The sequence below is a fragment of the Streptomyces sp. NPDC091972 genome (assembly GCF_044756385.1).
Taxonomy (GTDB): domain Bacteria; phylum Actinomycetota; class Actinomycetes; order Streptomycetales; family Streptomycetaceae; genus Streptomyces.
In genome coordinates, this window is sequence record NZ_JBIVSV010000014.1 from 108,356 (window position 1) to 129,006 (window position 20,651).

Annotated in this window: 15 protein-coding genes and 2 pseudogenes; 9 read left to right on the plus strand and 8 right to left on the minus strand. The window is 71.5% G+C overall.

Annotated elements, in window-relative coordinates; all coding sequences use genetic code 11:
* Positions 1 to 94: 94 nt before the first annotated feature.
* From ACIQJT_RS33460 to ACIQJT_RS33480, 5 genes are all read left to right on the plus strand, one after another.
* On the plus strand, positions 95 to 1,369 hold the full coding sequence (locus ACIQJT_RS33460; RefSeq protein WP_365459930.1) for an MFS transporter: 1,275 nt from the start codon (positions 95 to 97) through the stop codon (positions 1,367 to 1,369).
* A 60-nt stretch (positions 1,370 to 1,429) separates the two neighbouring features.
* Complete coding sequence (locus tag ACIQJT_RS33465; protein WP_402649559.1) at positions 1,430 to 2,416, plus strand: NAD(P)-dependent oxidoreductase; 987 nt, start codon at positions 1,430 to 1,432, stop codon at positions 2,414 to 2,416.
* Positions 2,417 to 2,458: 42 nt separating this feature from the next.
* Positions 2,459 to 3,844, plus strand: a complete 1,386-nt coding sequence (locus ACIQJT_RS33470) for an acyclic terpene utilization AtuA family protein (protein ID WP_402649560.1) — start codon at positions 2,459 to 2,461, stop codon at positions 3,842 to 3,844.
* A complete protein-coding gene (locus ACIQJT_RS33475) occupies positions 3,837 to 4,166 on the plus strand; it encodes a DUF4387 domain-containing protein (protein ID WP_053846515.1) in 330 nt (109 codons plus the stop codon). Before ACIQJT_RS33470 ends, ACIQJT_RS33475 begins: the two co-directional genes overlap by 8 nt.
* A gap of 123 nt (positions 4,167 to 4,289) precedes the next feature.
* A complete protein-coding gene (locus ACIQJT_RS33480) occupies positions 4,290 to 5,744 on the plus strand; it encodes a DUF6351 family protein (RefSeq protein ID WP_402649561.1) in 1,455 nt (484 codons plus the stop codon).
* Positions 5,745 to 5,807: 63 nt separating this feature from the next.
* Here the strand turns inward: ACIQJT_RS33480 and ACIQJT_RS33485 are convergent, their stop codons facing one another.
* Both ACIQJT_RS33485 and ACIQJT_RS33490 read right to left on the minus strand, forming a co-directional pair.
* Positions 5,808 to 6,185: a hypothetical protein gene (locus tag ACIQJT_RS33485; protein WP_402649562.1), complete on the minus strand. Its 378-nt coding sequence runs from the start codon at positions 6,183 to 6,185 to the stop codon at positions 5,808 to 5,810.
* 79 nt (positions 6,186 to 6,264) lie between these two features.
* Positions 6,265 to 6,366 (minus strand): annotated as a pseudogene (locus ACIQJT_RS33490) (sigma factor-like helix-turn-helix DNA-binding protein); the annotation flags it as partial.
* Between ACIQJT_RS33490 and ACIQJT_RS33495 the strand changes: the two are divergent.
* On the plus strand, positions 6,347 to 7,087 hold the full coding sequence (locus ACIQJT_RS33495) for a LacI family DNA-binding transcriptional regulator (RefSeq protein ID WP_402649694.1): 741 nt from the start codon (positions 6,347 to 6,349) through the stop codon (positions 7,085 to 7,087). The pseudogene ACIQJT_RS33490 and the gene ACIQJT_RS33495 sit on opposite strands and share 20 nt — an antisense overlap.
* Before the next feature lie 3 nt (positions 7,088 to 7,090).
* Here the strand turns inward: ACIQJT_RS33495 and ACIQJT_RS33500 are convergent, their stop codons facing one another.
* Positions 7,091 to 8,077: an AraC family transcriptional regulator gene (locus tag ACIQJT_RS33500; RefSeq protein WP_402649563.1), complete on the minus strand. Its 987-nt coding sequence runs from the start codon at positions 8,075 to 8,077 to the stop codon at positions 7,091 to 7,093.
* Between the two features lie 82 nt (positions 8,078 to 8,159).
* Between ACIQJT_RS33500 and ACIQJT_RS33505 the strand changes: the two genes are divergently transcribed.
* Positions 8,160 to 8,600, plus strand: a complete 441-nt coding sequence (locus ACIQJT_RS33505) for a pyridoxamine 5'-phosphate oxidase family protein (protein ID WP_402649564.1) — start codon at positions 8,160 to 8,162, stop codon at positions 8,598 to 8,600.
* A 40-nt stretch (positions 8,601 to 8,640) separates the two neighbouring features.
* Here the strand turns inward: ACIQJT_RS33505 and ACIQJT_RS33510 are convergent.
* From ACIQJT_RS33510 to ACIQJT_RS33530, 5 genes and pseudogenes are all read right to left on the minus strand, one after another.
* Positions 8,641 to 9,484, minus strand: a pseudogene (locus ACIQJT_RS33510) (helix-turn-helix transcriptional regulator).
* A gap of 513 nt (positions 9,485 to 9,997) precedes the next feature.
* Positions 9,998 to 11,122, minus strand: a complete 1,125-nt coding sequence (locus tag ACIQJT_RS33515; RefSeq protein ID WP_402649565.1) for a ferritin-like protein — start codon at positions 11,120 to 11,122, stop codon at positions 9,998 to 10,000.
* 297 nt (positions 11,123 to 11,419) lie between these two features.
* Entirely contained in the window at positions 11,420 to 12,421 is a 1,002-nt protein-coding gene (locus tag ACIQJT_RS33520; RefSeq protein ID WP_402649566.1) for an RNA polymerase subunit sigma-70, read from the minus strand.
* The gene (locus ACIQJT_RS33525; RefSeq protein WP_402649567.1) at positions 12,411 to 13,859 is read right to left on the minus strand and encodes an MFS transporter; all 1,449 of its coding nucleotides are present in this window, start codon (positions 13,857 to 13,859) and stop codon (positions 12,411 to 12,413) included. Before ACIQJT_RS33525 ends, ACIQJT_RS33520 begins: the two co-directional genes overlap by 11 nt.
* A gap of 232 nt (positions 13,860 to 14,091) precedes the next feature.
* On the minus strand, positions 14,092 to 17,511 hold the full coding sequence (locus ACIQJT_RS33530) for a BTAD domain-containing putative transcriptional regulator (RefSeq protein WP_402649568.1): 3,420 nt from the start codon (positions 17,509 to 17,511) through the stop codon (positions 14,092 to 14,094).
* A gap of 285 nt (positions 17,512 to 17,796) precedes the next feature.
* Here ACIQJT_RS33530 and ACIQJT_RS33535 point away from each other — a divergent pair, with 285 nt between their 5' ends.
* Complete coding sequence (locus tag ACIQJT_RS33535) at positions 17,797 to 19,050, plus strand: SGNH/GDSL hydrolase family protein (RefSeq protein WP_402649569.1); 1,254 nt, start codon at positions 17,797 to 17,799, stop codon at positions 19,048 to 19,050.
* 49 nt (positions 19,051 to 19,099) lie between these two features.
* Positions 19,100 to 20,617 carry an FAD-dependent monooxygenase gene (locus ACIQJT_RS33540; RefSeq protein ID WP_402649570.1) on the plus strand — a complete coding sequence of 506 codons (1,518 nt, stop codon included), beginning with the start codon at positions 19,100 to 19,102 and terminating at the stop codon, positions 20,615 to 20,617.
* Positions 20,618 to 20,651: the final 34 nt, after the last annotated feature.

The window sequence follows — 20,651 nt, forward strand, 5'->3', positions numbered from 1 at the left end:
GCGACCGGTCCGGGGCACGGCCTCCCCCCACGCCAACACCGACAAACCATCCAGTAGCTGCCCGATATGGTGGCGGCGTGAAGGGACGACCCCTATGACGACGGTGTCAGTAGGGCAGCGCACACGAACCCGGCGCATCACGTTCCTGGTCGCTCTCGCGGTCTTCGCACAGGAGTCGACCTGGAACTTCTACGAATCCCAGGTTCCGCCGCTCCTGCGAGAGCATCTCACCAGCACGGCCGTGGTGGGCCTGCTGATGGGCATGGACAACCTGCTCGGCATCTTCATCCAGCCGTGGATCGGCAACCGGTCCGACCGGACGCGGACCTCCTGGGGCCGGCGGATGCCCTACCTGGTGGTGGGGATGCCGATCGCGGCCACCCTCTTCATCCTCATCCCGCACAGCGCGGGATCCCTGCCGCTGCTGATCGTGGTGCTGTTCTCGTACGCGCTCGTCGCCAACACCTTCAAGCCGATCGCCGAGGCCCTCGTACCCGACTTCATCGCACCCGAGCGGCGGAGCCGGGCCAACGCGGTGGTCAAGATCGCCTCCAGCATCACGGCCATCGTCGCCGCGCTCATCAGCATCTTCCTGGTCGACAACCATCTGAGCCTGGCGTTCGCGATTCCCGCGATCATCATGCTGATCTCGATCGGGGTGCTCGCGTCCACCGTGCGCGACAACCGGTCCCCGGCCTACCGGGCGGCGGTGGCCGAAGGCGATGAGGAGCACGGTGCCGAGCGCACCGAACCACGGGTCCGGGACACCTTCGTCGAGATCCTCAGGGACACCGACCGCAGCCGGCTGCTGCTGCTCCTCGCGATCCTCCTCTTCAGCAGCGCGTGGGCCGCGTCCCGGTCGCTGATCACGCCGTACGGGATGGAAGCCCTGGACATGTCACGGGGAGCCGCCGGCGGGCTCACCCTGCCCAGCGGCATCGCCTTCATCCTGGCCGCTTACCCGGCAGCCGTCTTCGCCGAACGGTACGGACGGCTCCGGGTCATGGCCGTGGGCATGTCGGTCTTCGCCGGCGCCATGCTGCTGGGGACGATCGTCCAGACTTCCACGGGGACCACCGTGGCCCTGTGCCTCGCGGCGGCCGGCGCGACCTGCTTCCTGGTCAACGCGGTGGTCGTGCTGTGGAACCTCGCACCCTCGGCGCGGGTCTTCGGAACCTACGCCGGTATGTACACCGTCGGCTGGGCCGGTGGCGGCTTCCTGGGCCCGGCGGTGGTCGGCGGCATGGTCGACATCACCGGCTGGCCCCTGATGCTCGTCGACATCGCCCTCGTCGCCGCGCTGTCGATCATCGTCGTGGCCAGGATCAGCGTGCTCCAGCGGCGCACCGGCCTGACCCTCGCCAAGTAACCGCCCATCCCCGCCGCGCGGCGCGCACCCAGCGTCTGACGCGGCCAGAGACGAGGAACCGTGCCCCGCATCCTGATCACCACGGACTATCTGCGGCCCGACGACGAAGTCGATCACTATCTCCGGGCACACGGCCACACGACGGTGCACGCCCCGCTGGTCGGCCGAGGAGGTCCCGAGCAGCTCGTCGCCGCCCTCGACGGGATCGACGCGGCGCTCGTCGGCCATGATCCGCTGACCGCCCAGGTCCTCTCCGAGGCTCCCCGTCTGCGCGTCGTCGTGCGCACCGGCGTCGGCTACGACTCGATCGACGTCGGCGCGGCGGGCCGGCTCGGCATCACGGTGAGCAACCTGCCGGGGATCAACGCGAACGCCGTGGCCGAGTACACCCTCGCTCTGCTGCTGGCGGCCGCGCGGCGCCTGGTGCAGAGCGCGGCGGGCGTCGCCGCCGGACGGTGGCCGAGGGAGGACGGTCACGAGCTGCGGGGATCCACGCTGGGCCTGATCGGGTACGGGGCGGCAGCGCGCGCCGTGGTACCGCTGGCGCGGGCCTTCGGCATGGACGTGCTCTGCACTACGGGTGTGCCCGAGGACCAACGCTCGGACCCGTCGGTGCGGTTCGTCGCGCTCCCCGAGCTGCTGGCGGCATCCGACTACGTCTCGGTGCACACCGCCCTGACCGACCGCACACGCGGTCTCCTGGACGCCTCCGCCTTCCGGCGGATGAAACCGACCGCGGTGCTGGTCAACACCGCGCGCGGGGCCGTCGTCGACGAACACGCCCTCGCCCACGCCGTGCGCACCGGCCAGATCGCCGCGGCGGCGCTCGACGTGGTGAGCGAGGAGCCGCTCCCGGGCGACAGCCCCCTGCGGGGCGTCGACGGAATCGTCGTCTTCTCCCACCTGGCGGGCCAGACCGCCGAAGCCCGTGCCGCCGCCGGCCTCGAAGGTGCGGCCGAGGTGGTGGCCGCCCTCGCGGGCCGCCCCCGCTTCGCGGTGAACGCCCACCTGCTGCCGCACACCCCCACCGCCCGGGCCGACGGGTGACACCCGCCCGCCACCTGCCCGGTACCGACAAGAAAGAGGAACATGGACAACGAACGGGTCGACCAGGTCAAGGTCCTGGCACCGACCGGCATGCTCGGAGCGGGCTTTCCCGAGGCCACGATCGAACGCGGTCTGGCGCTCGGAGCCGACGTCATCTCCGTCGACGCGGGCAGCACCGACTCCGGCCCCTACTACCTCGGCGCGTCGCAGCCCAAGACCACCCGCGCGGCGGTCGCCCGGGACCTGCGGGTCCTGCTCAAAGCGGCGGCAAGCGCGGGCATCCCACTGATCGTCGGCTCCTGCGGCACCAGCGGCACCGACTCCGGTGTCGACTGGGTCGCCGGCATCGTCGCCGACATCCTGGCGGCGGAGGGACTGCGGCTGCGGGTCGCGCGCATCTACAGCGAGCAGTCGGCCGGCGAGCTCCTGGAGCGACTGGACGAGGGCCGGATCCATGCCCTGCCCCCGCTCGGCGAACTGGAGCCGGAGACGTTGCAGAGCTGCGCTCACATCGTGGGCGCGATGGGACACGAGCCGATCGTCGCCGCGCTGGAGGCCGGTGCGCAGGTCGTGCTCGCCGGCCGGGCCACGGACACCGCCATCGCCGCCGCGTATCCGCTGATGAAGGGAATGCCGGCCGGGCCCGCCTGGCACGCCGCCAAGATCATCGAGTGCGGCGGGCAGTGCACCAGCAATCCCCGCTCCGGTGGGGTCCTGGCCACCGTCGACGCCGACGGCTTCACCATCGAGCCGCTCGACCCGACGGCCGCCTGCACACCGATCCTGGTCGCCGCCCACATGCTCTACGAGACGGTGGACCCGTTCCAGATGCGCGAGCCGGACGGCACCCTGGACGTCCGCGAGGCCGTCTACACCGCCCTGGACGACCGCACGGTACGGGTCGAGGGCTCGCGGTTCCATGTCGCCGACCAGCACACCATCAAGCTGGAAGGCGCCCGGATCACCGGCTACGAGACCATGTCGTTCAGCGCGATCCGCGACCCGCACATCCTCGCGAAGATCGACGACTGGGCCGACCTCATGCGGACGATGATCCGGCAGCGGGTGGCGCAGACGATCGGCCTCGGCGAGGACAAGTACGCCTTCGACCTGCGCCTGTACGGGCACAACGCCATCCTCGGCGATCTCGAACCGGCGGCGGGACCACCCCGCGAGGTGGGAGTCATGCTCCTCGTCAACGCGCCGGACCAGAGCACCGCGACCGCCGTCGCGAAGATCGCCAACCCCCTGATGCTCCATCTGCCGACGGCCGACATGGACTACCTGCCGAGCCTCGCGTTCGCCACCTCACCGGCCGAGGTCGAGCGCGGCCCGGCGTACGAGTTCGTGCTCAACCACGTCGTCGACACCCGCGCCCCCACCGACATGTTCCGTACCGAGATCGAGGAGCCCGCCCACCATGGCTGAGACCGCCCCCACCACCCTGGGCGACCTGGCGCACGAGGTCCGGTCCAAGAACGCCGGGCCGTTCTGGGTCACCATGGAGCTGTTCCTGCGGGACGCGGACGGCTATCGCATCGCCGCCGACGAGACATACCTCAACGAGGGCACGGTCGCCCGGCTCTACGGACTCGACGAGGCCGACGTACTGATGTTCCGCATCCCGTCGCTCAACGTCGTCAAGATCTCCTTCCCGCGTCCCGTCAGCCAGGCGTCGCTGCGCGACCGCGACGTCCACTCCGGTCAGCACCACGTGCCGCTGGCTGTTCTCCCCCTGCCCACCACCTGACACCCGGGCGCCATGACGGTCACGGCCGGTGCCGGCTCGCACCCCGGCCCGGCGGCCCCCCTCGAACTCACCTGCGGGACACGGTCCTTCACATGTCCCCCGAGCACCTGAAGGAGCAGTTCCTTGACCACACCTGCCGTGCCCGAACCCGGTCCGTGTCCTCGGCACCGCGCCCGCCGTCCGGCCGTGCTGGCGGCACTGCTCGCGGCCGCGGTCGTGGGCACGCTCGGCAGCGCGCCCGCCGCCCCTGCCGACACCGCGCGCCCCACTCCCGCCGCCTGCCCGGGGCGGCTGGCGCAGAAGGCGGACTGCTACACCGGCCGGGACACCAACGGCGCCTACTACACGATGGCCGTCCCCGAGCACTGGAACGGCTCGCTCGTCGTCCACGCCCACGGCGGCCCCGACTTCTCCTACGACGAGTCCACCACCACGGAGGACCTGGAACGCTGGGCGGTGATGGTCGACGAGGGCTACGCCTGGGCGGGCTCCTCGTACCGGCGCGGCGGTTACGGGGTCCGGATGGCCGCCGCCGACACGGACAACGTACGCCGGCTGTTCGTCGGCCGGTTCGGCCGCCCGGACCACACGTATCTGCACGGCCAGTCCTGGGGCGGCAATGTGGCCGCCAAGGTCGCCGAGACCTACGGCGGCAGGCGCGGCGCTTACGACGGAGTCCTGCTGACCAACGGTTTCCTGGCCGGCGGCTCGCGCGGCTACGACACACGTGTGGACCTGCGCGCGGTCTACCAGTACTACTGCCGCAACCTGCCCCGCCCCACCGAGCCGCAGTACCCCCTGTGGCAAGGACTGCCCGCGGACTCCCCGATGACTCCCGAGGAGGTCCACGGCCGACTCCAGGAGTGCACCGGCATCGACTCCGACCCGGCCGCCCGGACCGCCAAGCAGCAGCGCAACCTCGACGACATCCTGGCCGTCACCCGCATCCCGGAACGGTCCCTGGCCACGAACATGCAGTACGCGGCCTTCCTCGTCCGGGACATCGTGTCCGACCGGCTCGACGGCCGTAACCCGTTCGGCAACCGCGGGGTGCGCTACGACGGTTCGCACGACGACAAGGCGCTCAACGCCGGTGTGGAGCGCTTCTCGTCCGACCCCGGCGCGCGCCGCGACCTCTCCTACGACAGCGACCTCACCGGACGGATCGCACTCCCGGTCCTCACGCTGCACGCGATCGACGACCCACAGGTCTTCGTCGAGCACGAGGCCGCCTATCGCGCCACGGTCCAGGCCGCCGGCCGCGCTGAGAACCTCGTCCAGACCTTCACGAGGGAGAGCGACCACAGCGAGCTCAGCGACGCCGAGTACGCCAACTCCCTGGCCGCCCTTGCCACATGGACGCGCACCGGCCGGAAACCCACGCCCGGTTCGATCGCGCGTTCCTGCGGCGCGTTCGACTCCACCTACGGCGGCGGCTGCTTCTACGATCCGGCATTCCGCCCCGCCCCGTTCGCCACCCAGGTCCGCTCCCGGCCCGGTGGTCTCCACTGGCCCACCATGTCCGCCGCCCAGGAAAAGGCGTGGAGCCGCATCGAGGGTGTCGGCATCGCACCCTGAAGCCGCTCGGCGGCCACGGGCCGGGTCCTTCCCCGGCCCGTGACCGTACGCGGAGAAATCCCGTCATGGTCCGGTCGTGACGGCCGGGGAAGCCGGGTCGGGTGCGTCCCCGCTGGTGGTCCCCGGAGGAGGCGGAGCCGATCCGGCGGGGGATGCCGGTGCCGGGAACGTGGAAGGGCTCACTGAATGCGGGGGCGTGACGGCCGGCCGGACCGGGCTGTCGGAGGAGTCGTTCGTGACGGCGAACACGGCGCACGCGGCGACCGCGGCCAGACCCAGCAACGCGACGGCGGTCCTTCGCAGGGGAGGACGCCACCGCGTGGAACCGGCCGGAAGGCGAGCGGGCCGCAGGCGTCCCAGGTCGATGGTGTGTGCCCGGGCGGTGAGAGCCTCGCGCAGCCGGTCCTCGATCGCCTCGTGGTCGATCTGGCTGCCGCTCACCGCCGGTTCTCGGCAAGGTGTCGGGGGTGGGATGGACGCGAGCACGGCTGAGAGGGACGGTCGTTCGTCGCGGTATCTCCTCCAGTTGTCTGCCGAGGGCGTCCAGGGCCCGGCTGGCGGTCGACTTGACCGTCCCGCGCGAGACGCCGAGGGTATCGGCGATCTGCGCTTCGCTCGACCAGACCGACGGCGACGGCGATCGGGAACGCGAACTGCTCGGTCGTGACTCCCGGGCCACCATGTTCGACGGGTTGCTGCTGAGCCCGCTGAGCATCTCGGCGGACGAACTGCGCGAACGCGCCAACCGTGTGCCCGCGGTCCTCCTGGGCGAACACATCTTCAACGGCGACTTCCATCATGTGGCCATCGACAATGTCGCTGCCGCCCGTGAGGCCACCAACCACCTGCACGCGCTGGGGCGTCGGCGCATCGCCGCCATCGGTGACCAGCCCTACAGCACCGGCGAAACCGCGCAACTGCGTACGATCGGCTACCGTCAGGCCCTGGAGAGGGCGGGACTGGCCGTCGACGAGAGCCTCGTCGTGCCCACCCCGCGCTTCCACCGCCACCTGGGCGCGCGGGCCATGGAGCAGCTCCTGGCCCTGCCCGAGCCGCCCGACGCCGTCTTCTGCTACAACGACCTTCTTGCCATCGGCGCGATGCACGCCGTCGCCCGCGCGGGACTCCGGGTGCCCGAGGACGTGGCCGTCATCGGCGTCGACGGCATCCAGGAGGGTGAGTACAGCTCGCCGACGCTCACCACCATCGCGCCTGACAAGGCGCACATCGCTCGGCTGGCCGTCCGTACCCTGGCCGGCATCATCGAGGGCACGGCATCCTCGCCGAGCGAGGCGAGAGCACCGTATCGGCTGCTGATCAGGGGGAGCACCGTGGCGGAGTGAGTCCTACCGGTGGAGACGGGCCGCGGCAGACCGCCCGGCCGCCGGGGAGGCCGTGCCCGCGGTGCGGCGGAACTCGCTCGGGTTGAGGCCCCGGACCCGTTTGAACGCGGCGCTGAATCCGAACGGGTCGGAGTACCCCACCGCGCGGGCGATGTCCGCGACGGTCGCGGTCCTCCGCTCGACCAGCAGGTCTGCTGCGAGCGTCATACGCCAGCGGGTGAGGTAGGTCAGCGGCGGTTCGCCGACCAGCTCGGCGAACCGCTTGGCCAACGTCGAACGCGACACCCCGGCGCGTTCGGCCAGCGCGCCGACCGTCCACGGTGCCGCCGGCTCGGCGTGCAGCAGACGCAGCGCCTCACCGACCACCGGGTCCCGCTGGGCGGCCCACCAGGCAGGGGGCTCGCCGCCGGGGCGGTCGAACCACTCGCGCAGCGTGCAGACCAGCATCCAGTCCAGCAGGCGGTCGAGCACCGCCTGCTGGCCCGGCGCATCGACGGCGACCTCGGCGGCGAGGTGCTCCAGTACGGCGTCACCGGTCCCCCCGGCGCCCACGCGGAGCACGACAGGCAGCGCGTCCAGCAGTTGACGGCTGATCTCACCGCGCAGCGGACAGGCGCCGACGATCAGGGTCGTCGTTCCGTGGCCGCCCGTGGCGACCGCGCCGTGGTCGCTCCAGCCGCGCCGGTGCCGGGTCCCACCCCGTTCGGGGGTCGCGCAGTGTTCGCCGCATTCGATCGGTTCGGCCTGCGTGCCGAGCTCGTCGACGAAGGAGAACGGCGCCGGGCCACGTACGACGATCGTCTCGCGGGCGCGCAGCGGCTCGGGTGGGTGGTGCTCCGGCACGATCCAGCCCGCCCCGGTGAGGACGGTGCACAAGGTCAGCGGCGCGCCGTCCACGAAGCGAAGGGCCCAGGGCGGGGACAGGGTCGAACTGCCGAACAACGAGCCGTGGGTCCGTACTCCACGGATCAGATCGCTGAACACGTCCACCTGAGCGAGGTTAGACGAACACACAGGCATTTCGGCTTTTCACCCATGGGCTCGTCCAGTTCGGCCGTGTTCAATCGGCGTCATGAGCAACAGGACCGGCATGAGCACCGACACCCTGACCCCCGAGGATCTCGCTTTCCTTCGACGCCCCCTGCACGGGTTCCTGTCCGTGGCGGCGGGACCGCTCCCGCCACAGCCCCGACCGGTGTGGTTCGAGGCCACCGCCGATGGCACGATCCAGCTGTTCACGGCCCCGGACTCGCTCAAGGTGCGGCGCCTGAGCCGTGACCCGCGCGCCTCCATCGTCGTGGCCGCCCCGGTGGGCGAACGCGAGCGCTGGCTGTCGGTCGCCGGCCCCACCACGGTGGAACCCGACGGCGCCCACGACCTCTGCGCCCGCCTGGCCGCCCGCTACTGGGACCTCGACGACCCGGCCCGTGCCGACGCGCTCGCCGCGATGCTGGCCACGGAGCAGGTCCGTGTCGTCATCCATCCCGAGAAAGTGAGTCGTTACATGAACTGAGCCGCGCAGCCGCTTCGTCGGCACCTCACAGAACGTCCCCTCAGGGCTCCTGCCGGTCGAAGGCCTGTGTGCCGATCACGGCGAGCAGCTCCAGTTTGGCGACCCAGTCGGTTTCGAGGGCGGGGGTGAACCAGAGCAGCCGTTGGCGCCCGTCCTCGCTGAACAGGTTGAGGCAGTTGACGTCCAGCAGACCGAGTTCCGGATGCATCAGACGCTTTCTGTCGTGCCGTCGGAACGACACATCGTGCTGGGCCCAGTGTGCGCAGAACTCGGGACTGCGCGCGCTCAACGCCGCGATCATCGCCCGGACGTCGGGGTCAGCGCCGCGCCGAGGCCGCCCGCAGGTCGGCCACGAAGGAGCGGGTGTGCTCGGCGTGGTCCTCGGGCGGGTAGAGCGCCCGTGCCTCGGGGTCGGTGAACCACCGGTACAGGAAGCTCGCGGTCCAGCCGGTGGTGGACGGCGGTGGACCGAGCAGCGCACGAGCCGCGGGGTTCTGTACGAGTATGACGCGCAGGTCCGTGACCACCTGGGCCGGCGTGCCCCCCAGACGATGCATCAGGTCCAGCATCCCCGGGTGGACGCGGTCGGCCGGACTGCCGGACGGCGGCAGCGGACGGCCCGCCAGGGAGAACAGGTAGTCGCGCTCGTCCCGGCTCAGTCGGAGTGCCCGGGCGAGCGCGGCGAGCATGTGCTCCGAGGGCTGGACGCCCGCTCCGCGCTCCAGCTCGATGTAGTAGTCGACCGAGACACCGGCCAACTGGGCGACCTCTTCACGGCGAAGACCCGTCACACGGCGGCGCGGCCCGGTCGGCAGGCCGACGTCCCCGGGGCGGATGCGATCACGGCGTGACCTCAGAAAGTCGCCCAGTTCTGGAAGATGCACACCACCACCCTGACCCGAAGACACGCGGCTTTCCAGGGGTTGCCGGCCCCTCTGGCCCTGGACCGGGGCGAGTTGCTCGCGTCACGCATGGGGAACCGGTTCGGGAACACTCACCCAGCCTCACCGCTTGACTCACCGTCATCCAGCGGTCGGTGTACCAACCATGTTCACAGCCGCAACCGCGTCATCGTGCTGCGGCTGCGCGTCGTGACGAGAAGACACCGTGCTGCCGGTTGGGCAGGGGGATCGCAGGACGCGATCGTCGCCCTCGCGAGGGACACGCCCTCGGAGGCCGGGACGGTGATGCCGGGGGAGTCGTCGGCGACGGGAAAAGTGAAGACGTCCGTCGGGCAGGCCAAGGCCTCCCGTAGCGAGGATTCCTACGTCTACGAGAGGCCGGCGAAGATCACGAAGAGGCAGCGGGCCAAGAGCGAAGAGGAGTCGGCACGCCGATCATGCGGCGCCCGGACGCTCTTGAACCGGCAAGGGCGCCATGTCCGCGGTTCGCCCCCGCTAGGACAGCGCGTGGAACTGGGGACCGTACGTGCTCCGGCTTCCCGGGATCTGGGTCTCCATGAGCCGCACGGCGGGCTCCTCCAGGGCGCGCATGGCATGGACGGCCGCGCCCAGGGCGCGGGCCCCGCCGTCGGACCAGGCCGCGTCGAGGGAGGTCAGCAGGGTGGTGTACGTGTTGTCGAACCGGTCCAGGAGCTGCCGTACAGGTGCCGCCGGCCGGGGCCAGCCGCCGGCCGGGACCCGAGCCATGGGGCGGGCGTCCGGGAAGGGGACGGGTGCCCCGGTGAACGCCCAGCCCTCGGCGGTCTGGCGCAGTTGGCGGCCGTGATAGATCTCGGCGAAGGCGTAGTAGTGGGCCGGGTGGTCGTCGGTGAAGGAGTCGGCCGGGGAGCTGCTCGTGCCCTCGCCCTGTTCCCTGATGATGTCGATGGAGCGCTCCACGTCGACGAGGGTCTCGACGGGCCGCAGCTCGTCGGAGCCGATGCGCGCGTGCAGTTGCCCACGGCCCGACAACTGCGGGTTCTCGGACCGAAAGCCCTCCAGCACGGCGCCGTAGAACGCGCCGACGGTGTGCGTGGCGCTGTCGCTGAGGGCGAGCGGCTCCTCGGGGGCCTCGATGGTCATCATCATCTGCACCAGGGACTTGGTGAGACCGGACAGGTACACGGTCACACCGGAGCGGACGCCCCCGGGCAGCGGACCGGGATAGGTGGGCGCCGCCGCCCTGATCCGGGGCTGCCCGCCCACGGCCACGAGCAGGTTGCACACCACGCCCAGGTGGTACATCTCGTCGTCGATGATGCGCCGGATCAGTCGCGCGGCATGCGAGCCGCGGTCCCCGATCGACCACCAGCCGCACAGATAGGGCGGGATGGTGGACATCTCCAGCTCCACGGCGACCTGGAGCGCCGATCGCAGCCAGTCGATGCCACGACCGGCCTCCGGTACTGCCAGCAGACGGGCCACGGCACCGGGTGGCGCCGGCTCGGACGGTCCGCTGCTCGGGCCCGCAGCGGCCGACGCGGGTGCGGCTGCCGCGATGGCCGGCGCACCGGCCGCCACGGCGGTAGTGGCCAGGAAACTCCTGCGCTTCAACGCAGCCCCGGCTTCCGGCCTGTCCACGTCTTCCCTCACACCATCACCCTCGCCTCGCGGTCGCGGCCCCGGCCATGCTGAAGGCATACGGGGTCCTCGGATCAGCTCGCGAAGCTAGCAGGCATCACCGCAGATGAGAGGCTTGACGGGCGGGTACCGGAACATCGCCACCCTGTCAGGCCAACCCCGCCCGGCGCCGATCCGCGAGGAGCGGCACCGCGCTGATCGCCACCGTCGGCCGACCTGTCCGACCAGCAGCCCACCTCGCCGGCCGGACCCGGGCGGGCACACGCACTCACCCCCTGGCCGTGGCCGACGTCCGGCTCACAGCGCTGCCGGACCAGGAAGCGACGCGGGAAGGCCGAACGACGGGAACAGCGCACCGTCGAGGAAGACCACGATCCGTGCGATCAGGCCGTCGCGGATCTCCAGCACGTGGATGCCGTGCGGGACGAACGAACCGTCCCCCGCCGGGCTGTAGGTCGCCACCGCCGGGCAGCCGTTGGCGGAGGTGGCGAGGGAGCGGTGCGGTCGGGTGAAGGCCCGGCGGTTCAGGTGGTCCACGACGGCCGCGCGGCCCACGAACCAGGTCGGGATCGGCGGCATCTCGTACTCGATGTCCGCGCGCAGCAGCTCCGCCAGAGCGGCGGTGTCCGAAGTCTCGAAAGCACGCAGGTACTGCCGCATGATCTTCTCGTCGAGCGCCGCGTCGGCCGTGGAGCGCGACGCCGTCTCCTCCTCGTCCGGCACGTCCTGGGCCAGCGTCTCGCGGGCGCGCTGGAGCAGGCTGCGGGCGGCGGTGACGGAGATCCCGAGGAACTCGGCCGCCTCGGCGGGACGGAAGGCGACCACGTCGACCAGGATCAGAACGGCGCGCTGCCGGGCGGGCAGCCGCTGGAAGGCGGCGATGAGGGCGAGCCGGGTGCTGTCGCGGAGCGCCGCGACGCCGGCGGGGTCGTCCTGCGGGTCACCGAGACGGTGTGTGGGGATCGGCCCGAGCCACGGCAGCGCGTCCGCCCGCGACCGGTCGGCGGTCTCAGGGCTGTCCGTCGCGGTGCCCAGACCTGAGGGCAGGACGCGTCGGTGGCTGCTCCGCAGGGCGCTCAGACAGGCGTTGGTCGCGATCCGGTACAGCCAGGTGCGCAGCGACGACCGTTCGTCGAAGTTGTCGTATCCGCGCCAGGCCCGGAGCAGTGTCTCCTGAAGGAGGTCCTCGGCGTCCTGGAAGGACCCGAGCATGCGGTAGCAGTGCGCGAGCAGTTCCTGTTGGTACGGGTCGGCGAGGCGGGTGAACTCGTCGCCCGTGTGGTGGCTCTCAACGGACACCGAGTTCCTCCTGGGCGGTGGGAGCGGCCGGGCGCTGCGGGGTTCGCCGCGCGCCGGGTGTGCGGCCCGGGGTGAGGATGCCCGCGGCGGCACCGGCGAACGCGAGCACCGCGGACGTGAGGATGGCCGCCGAGAAGCCGTCCGCGAACTGCTCCGGCGACCGGTCGCTGCCATGGGCCGCGAACACCGCGGCGAGGACGGCGATGCCCAGGGCGCCGCCGAGTTGGCGCACCGTGCTGAAGGTGCCGCCGGCCTTGCCCATCGCCTGCGGTGGCACCGACGTCATCACCGCGCTCTGCTGGGCGGGGATGGCCATCGACGTCCCGAGGCCCGAGATGATCAGTGCGGCGACCGAGGAGGCGTAGGGGTCGTGCTGGTGCGCGTTGACGCCCAGCCACACCAGTCCCGCGCCCTGGAGGAACAGCCCCGACGAGATCAGCCAGCGCGGGCCGATACGGTCCTGCAGCCGCCCGGCGAGGGGGGCGACGAAGAACAGCGGCACCGTCCACGGCAGGAACCTGACACCGGCGCCCAGAGGCGAGTGGCCGAGCGAGATCTGGAGGTACTGGGCGAGGAAGAAGACCGTGCTGAACAGGGACGCGGTCAGCAGGAGGGTGGAGAGGTTGCCGGCGGCGAAGGCGGGGACGCGGAACAGGCGCATCGGCAGCATCGGTTCCGCGGCCCGCCGCTCCCAGCCGATGAACGCGGCGAGCAGGACCAGGCCGCCGGCCAGGGAGCCGATCACCTCTCCGCTGGCCCAACCCGCCGGGTCCGAGCGAACCAGCGCCCACACCAGGGCGAACATCGAGGCCGCGACGAGAAGAATGCCCAGGTGGTCGACGGCGACCGCCTTCCCCTTCGCCTCGGTGAGCTTGGCCATCGCGAACGGGACGACCGCGGCGATGACCGGCACGTTGATCCAGAAGATCCACTGCCAGGCCAGGCCCTGGGTGACGGCGCCGCCGACGAGCGGGCCGCCGACGACGGCGAGCCCCATCACGGCAGCGTAGACACCCATGACAGCGCCGCGTTTGTGCGGCGGCGCGGCCGCCGTCAGGAGCGCCAGTGCGGCAGGGGAGATCATGGCGCCGCCGGCGCCCTGGAGGACGCGGGCGGCGATCAGCAACCCGATGTTCGGCGCGAGGGCGCAGGCGGCCGAGGCGAGCGCGAAGACGACCAGGCCGAGAATGTAGGTCCGCTTGCGGCCGATGCGGTCGCCGAGTTCGGCACCGGGGATCATGAGCGCGGCGAAGCTGAGGCTGAAGGCGTTGACGGTCCACTCCAGGCTCGTCATCGAGGCGCCCAGGTCGTGGTGGATCGTCTGGAGCGCGGTGGCGACCACGAGCTGGTCCAGTGCCACCACGAGGGCGGCGACCGCGGTCAGCACCAGTACCCACGGCAGTGCTGCCGGTGCCTTGTGGGGCGGGGCGAGGGTCATGTTCGGTCCTTCCGATCAGGTCTTGGTGATACAGACCCGCCGGCGGTCACCGTTTCACCGGTCCGGGACGTCCGAGGAGTGCGCGAGCGGGTGCGGTGCCTTCACGGGCTCCGAAATTGAGGAGCGGTGTGCACGGGCTGCGCAGTCGGGCAGGAGGGGACCGGACACGACCCCGCCCCTGCCGACTTCGCCTGACGGCCCCGGACACCGCGTCCCGTCCGGAGCAACCGGCTCACCGGAGCAGCAACGCCGGATCGACCCGGGCCAATGCGGCAGCTACGTCGAGTTGCCGGCCGCCGCTGTACGCCGTGGTGAAGTCCGGCTCGCCGAGAACGGCCTCTGCGCGTGTGCGCAGGGCTCGGATGTCGGGGTCAGTGGAGTCGTGGGCGCCACGCAGGCGGGCGGCGGCGCCGAGCAGGGTGGCCACGTCGTGAGGGCGCGCGTACAGCTCCGCCAAGCCGGCCACGGTCACGGTCACGGTTGCCACGAGCGGTAGGTCGCGGCTGCGTGTCGCGGCGGCATACGCCTTGCGCAGGGCGTATGCGGCCGCCTGTCCGTCGGCCTTCCGAAGGCAGAACTCAGCTCGTACGGTCGCGATCAGGGCCTGGCCGTGTTCGCCACCGTGCGGATCAGGCTCGCGCAGTCGGGCCTCAGCCGCGTCGATGAGCCGGCCCGCGTGGTCCAGGTCACCGGTCTGCATGTGCAGGCGGGACTCGCGGGCGTCGAGCAGGACGGCCATCTCGGGTGAGGTCGAGCGCAGCGCGCGTCGGCGGGTCGCGGTGATGAGGTCGGTGGCCTCAGCCGTCCGTTCAAGACGGATGAGGAGGTCGGACTGGCGCAGGGCGAGGAAGATCTCGTCGCTGAGGCTGAGGGCCCCGAACTGCTCGGCCAGCCGTTGTGCCTCCTTCAAGTCGGCCAGGGCCGCGTCGAGTTCGCCGTCGTACTGGCGCAGAAGGGAGCGCATCGGCAGGGCCATGGCCACGGCCCACTGGTCGCCGGCCTGGGTGAAGCGGTGCAGGGCTGCCGCGACGTCCTCACGTGCCTGGTCGAGGGCGCCCTGGTTCTCGTAGGTATGGGCGCGTGAGATGTGGGTGTAGCCGGCGAGCCAGGCGTCCGGCCCGTCGATGAACCTTCGAAGAAGCGCCTCGGATTCCGGGGTCTTCTTCAGGAGGGCGAGTCCGACGGCGGTCAGGGCGCCGGTGAAGACGTAGTGTCGGCGGTGGCCGAGCACGCGGTCGGTGAGGGCGCTCAGGTCCGCGTCATCTTCGGCCATGAGGTCCCTGACCGAGGAGCCCTGGCCCGTGTGCGCGCTGAGCCGGAGCATCGCTCGCGCGATGTCGTACCGGTCGCCGGAGCGATCCGCGGGCAGCGCGACGGCCTGTGCAAGCCAGTAGACGGCGTCTTCGTGGCGGCTCTGCATCCGCCAGTACCAGGTCAGGTCGAGTGCCAGCGCGATCGCCGCGTCGGCTGCCCCGCTGTCGCAGAGGTGACGCAGGGCGGCGATGACGTTGTCGTGCTCGGCGCGCAGGGTACGGAGGGCGTCGATCTGTCGGGGGCCACGGGTCAGCGGGTCGTAGTGGGCGACCAGGTCCGCCAGGTACCGGGCGGCCAAGTCCCGCACCCCTGCCGGAGGTTGGTGCGCGGCCAGACGTTCCAGTCCGTACTGCCGGATCGTCTCCAGCATGCGGTAGCGGCCGCTGTCGGGCGCGAGTCGGAGCAGGGAGCGGTCGACGAGGGCGGCGAGAAGGTCGGGGATGGCGCGGACCGGGACCGCGGTTCCGGTGCAGACGGCGGCGGCAGACGCGGGCGTGACCCCACCGGGCAGTACGGCGATGCGCTCCGCGACGGTGCGTGCGTCCTCGTCGAGGAGGTCCCAGCTCCAGGCGATGACGGCGCGCAGGGTGCGGTGGCGGGCCGAGGCGGTGCGGTTGCCGGTGCTGAGCAGGGCGAACCGGTCGCTGAGACCTTTCGCCAGGTCGGTCAGGGAGAGTGTGCGCAGGCGGGCCGCCGCCAGTTCCAGTGCGAGCGGCAGGCCGTCCAGGTCGCGCACGACGCGCAGCACGTCGGCGTGATTGCCCTCGTCGACCTCGAAGCCGGGACGCACCGCCGCCGCGCGCTCCGTGAAGAGGCGTACCGAGGGCGCGTGGCGGATCTCTTCCATGTCCGTGTCGGGGCCTGGCACAGGCAGTGGGCCGAGTGGGACCAGCGCTTCCCCGTCGACGGCGAGCGGTTCGCGGCTGGTGGCCAGCACCCGCAGACCGACGCACCGCCGCAGCAGCGCCGAGGTCAGGTGCGCCGCGGCGTCGATCACGTGCTCGCAGTTGTCCAGCACGAGCAGGATCTCCAGGCCGTCGAGCTGATCGGCCAGGGCGTCGACTTCGACCGAGAACTGATCGCGTGGCCGTGCGGCATCGTGTGGCTCTGCGGCACCGAGTGGCCCTCTGGCAGCGCGTGGCCGTGCTTCGGCGGGTGGCTGTACGGCGTCACGTGGCCCTCCCGCATCATGTGGCCCTCCGGCGTCGGAGAACCGATCGCGTGGTGCTCCGGCCTCGAAGAACGCGGGGCCGCGCAGGCCGATCGCGGCCAGGACCGCGGCGCCGACCTTGCCGGGTTCGGTGACCGATGCGAGATCGACCAGCCAGGCCCCGTCACGGTAGAGGCGTTGCCGACGGGCGCTCTCGACGGCCAGCCGTGTCTTGCCGGCTCCACCGGGACCGAGCACGGTGACCAGACGGCCGGACGCGAACAGGGCGTCGATACGGGCGAGATCGTCCTCCCGACCGATGAAACTGGTCAGAGCCGCGGGCAGATTGCTCGCGTGCTGCTCAGGGCCCTTGGTGCGCGCACCGAACACGGCTGGTTCCGGCCCCTGTCGGGTGCGCAGCAGACGCAGGTGCCGTGCACGCAAGGCTGCGCCGGGGTCGGTGCCGAAGGACTCGGCCAGGTGCCGGCGAAAATGTTCGTACCGGCTCAGTGCCTCTCCCTGACGTCCCTGGGCGGTCAGGGCATCCATGAGCAGCGCGACGCCCCGCTCGTGCAGCGGCTGTTCGGAAAGCAGGCTGTTCAGGCGGGCGGCGGCCGGAACGGCGTCACCGAGGGCGAGTTCGGCCTCGGCGAGGTCGGCAACGGCCTCCAGGGAGGCGTGGGAGAGACGGGTCGCCGCTGCGGGCGCCACCGCAGCCACCACGACGGGTGGTGCGCCCAACGGCACGCCCCACAAGGCCGTCGCCTCTCGGAGCCGGGCTGCCGCACCCTGCGGATCCCGGGCACGCAGACGCTCCCGTCCGGCCGCGGCGAGGTGTTCGAAGCGCAGCGTGTCCACGTCGTGGGCGTCCACAGTCAGCCGGTAGCCGCCCGCGGCCTGTACGACCGCGGACGCGGAGCCCAGCGTCCTGCGCAGTCGCGACACCAGCGCCTGCAAGGCGTGCGCCGGATCGGCGGGAGCGTCCTCGGGCCAGATCGCGTCGATCAGGGCCTGCTGTCCGACCGGGCCGCCTCCGGCCAACGCAAGCCGCACCAGAAGATGTTGGAGCCGGGCCCCGGGCACGGGTACGACGGTCTCGCCCCGCGACGCCTGGAACGCGCCGAGCATCGTGATGCGCAGCCGCGCCTCGCCCTCCATCCGCTCATCCTCGCGTGAGCGCACAGGCATGACCAAATCCGCACGCCTCTCGACAGCGCCCGGCGCGGGCGAGGCGGCACGGCCGTCAGAGCGCCCTCCGCCGCCGGCCACACGCGGGCAGCTCACAGGGCCTCTTTCCTGGTGAGAGCTCGTGTCAGTGCGGTATGCGCCTCCTGTGAGCGCACGGCGCCAGTCTGTTCGTACCGCGGCGGACACGACGACCACCGCGGATCACCACACGCCGTACGACGACATGACGCATGACGACACGACGTACGACGACACGACGCACGACCCGAATTCAGGAGGTTCCCGATGACCGGGACCGACACCACGGCCACCACCACGGCCAACCCCAGGACGAGCACCACGCCCAACAGCGCTGCCGGCCCGGCGGACGACGGCTGGGCTCGCACGTGGGGCGCCTCGCCCCACGCACCGATCGACGCGTTCGGCCCCCTGCCCTCGTTCGCCGACACGACCCTGCGCCAGGTGGTCCGCATCAGCGGGGGAGGGCAGCAGGTACGGCTGCGCGTCACCAACGAGTACGGCACCGCGCCCCTGGTCATCGAAGCTGCCCGCATCGCCCTGGCGGCACCGGACGGCGGCATCAGGCCGGGAAGCGAACGGGTCCTCACCTTCGGCGGCAAGCCGGCGGTGACCGTCCCGACCGGAGCGCCGATGCTCAGCGACCCGGTCGAGCTGCCCGCGCCGGCCCTCTCGGAGCTGGCCGTCAGCCTGTACCTGCCGGAGGCGGTCAAGAGCCCCACCTGCCACGCCATGGGGGTGCAGACCGCGTGGACGATCCCGGGCAACAGCGTCGACGCGCTCGCTCTGCCCGCCACGGCCCGGTCGCTGCCCCTGCAAGCCCTCATCTCCGGGATCGACGTCCGCGCAGCCGCTCCCTCGACCACGCTCGTGGTCATCGGCGACTCCAACACCGACTGCTCGGGTACCACTCCCGACACCAACCGGCGGTGGACCGACCGCCTGGCCGAGCGTCTCGCCGAACGCGGTGGGACTGCCGTCTGCGTTTCCAACCAGGGCATCAGCGGCAATCGGCTGCTGAACGAAGGGCTGGGCGAGGCGGCTCTGGCCCGCTTCGACCGCGACGTACTGGCCACTCCCGGCCTCGCCCACGTCATCGTGGCCATCGGCCTGGGCGACATCGGCGTCTCGTACGCGCCGCGCGACGGCAGCGGCCCCTCGCCGGAGTTCCTCGCCATGTTCCCCGGCGCCCCGGTGACCGCCGACGACCTGATCGCCGGCTACCGCCAGGTCATCGCCCGGGCCCGTGCCCGCGCGGTCCGCGTGTACGCGTCCACCCTCACGCCGTACGAGGGCGACGACATCTACACCCCGGAAGGCGAGCAGGTGCGTCAGGAGGTAAACGAGTGGATTCGCACGAGCGGCGCCTTCGACGCGGTCCTGGACTTCGACGCCGTCTGGAACGACCCCGCCCACCCGGGCCGGATCAGGGAGGAGTTCCACGCCGGCGACCACCTGCACGGAAACGACGCCGGCTGCCGGGCGCTGGGCGACTCCGTCGACCTGACGCTGTTCCAGTGAGCCCCGCCCGTCCACCCCTGATCACGACCACGAGCGGAACGACTGACCCATGCATGACGTACTGATAGCGGGCGCGGGCCCCGTCGGCCTTCTGCTGGCCTGCGAACTCGGACTCGCCGGCTGCGATGTCCTGGTCCTGGAGCAGGAAGAGCGGACCAGCCCCTGGAAGACGATGCCGCTGGGCATGCGCGGTCTGTCCGCGAGCTCGGTCGAGGTCTTCCACCGTCGCGGGATGCTGCGACAACTCCTCATCGCCTCCGGCGTCGAGAAGTACGGCACCGCGGACGAAGACCAGGACACCGCCCCGGCACCGCGCAGCGTGTCCCACTTCGCGGGCATGATGCTCGACGCGGACGACATCGACACCGGTGCCCTGCCCTACCGGCTCCCCGGGCCCGTGCTCGAAGGCGTGATGACGAGCCTCGAAGCAGTCGAAACCGTGCTGGCGGAGCAGGCTGCGAAGCTCGGCGTGCACATCCGCCGCGGCGCCGAGGTGTCGGACCTGCGCCAGGACACCGAAAGCGTCACCGTGCGGGTCGGCGACCACGAACACGAGGGACGCTGGCTCGTCGGCTGCGACGGCGGACGCAGCACGGTCCGGGGCCTGGCCGGCTTCGAGTTCACCGGCACCGAACCGCAGTTCACCGGCTACACCATGCTCGCCACCGTCGCCGACCCCGAGAAACTCCAGCCCGGCTTCAGCCTCACCCCCGACGGCATGTACCTGCGCATGCCCGCCCCCGGGCACATCGGCATGATCGACTATGACGGCGGAGCCTACGACCGCGCCCAGCCGCCGACCGTCCAGCACCTGCAAAGCGTGCTGCGCCACGTCTCCGGCACCGACGTCACCCTCACCGACGTCACGCTCGCGTCGACCTTCACCGACCGGGCGAAGCAGACCACCACCTACCAGCGGGGCCGCGTCCTGCTCGCCGGCGACGCCGCCCACATCCACTCACCCCTGGGCGCACAGGGACTCAACACCGGCATCGGCGACGCCGTGAACCTGGGCTGGAAGCTCGCCGCGACCGTGCACGGCCACGCCCCCGACGACCTCCTCGGCACGTACACGCGAGAACGTCATCCGGTCGGGGCACAGATCCTGGACTGGACCCGTGCCCAGAGCGCGGTCATGAAGCCGGGCCCGCACTCCCGGGCCCTCCAGGCCCTGATCGCCGACCTGCTGAACACCCGAGACGGCACCACGTATGTGTACAAGCGCACGTCGGGCTCCGCCCAGCGCTACGACCTGGGCAGCACTCACCCTCTGGTCGGCCGCAACGCTCCCGACTTCCGCTTCGCGGACGGAACACACCTCGGCGACCACATGCAGGAGGGTCAGGGCGTCGCCGTCGACTTCACCACCGATCGCAGGCTCGCCGATGCCCTCGCCGGCCACGAGGGCCTGATCCGGTACGTCGCCGGATCGGCCAGGAACGAAGTGGGCTGCGGGGCTCTGCTCGTCCGTCCGGACGGCGTGGTCGCCTGGGCTGACGGACTCGATCCGGACCGCGACCAGTTCGCACGCGCTGCTGCCCGCTGGTTCGGCAGCCCCAGGGCCTGACCACGCGCACCTGCGGCCTCGGTCTACGGGCGGA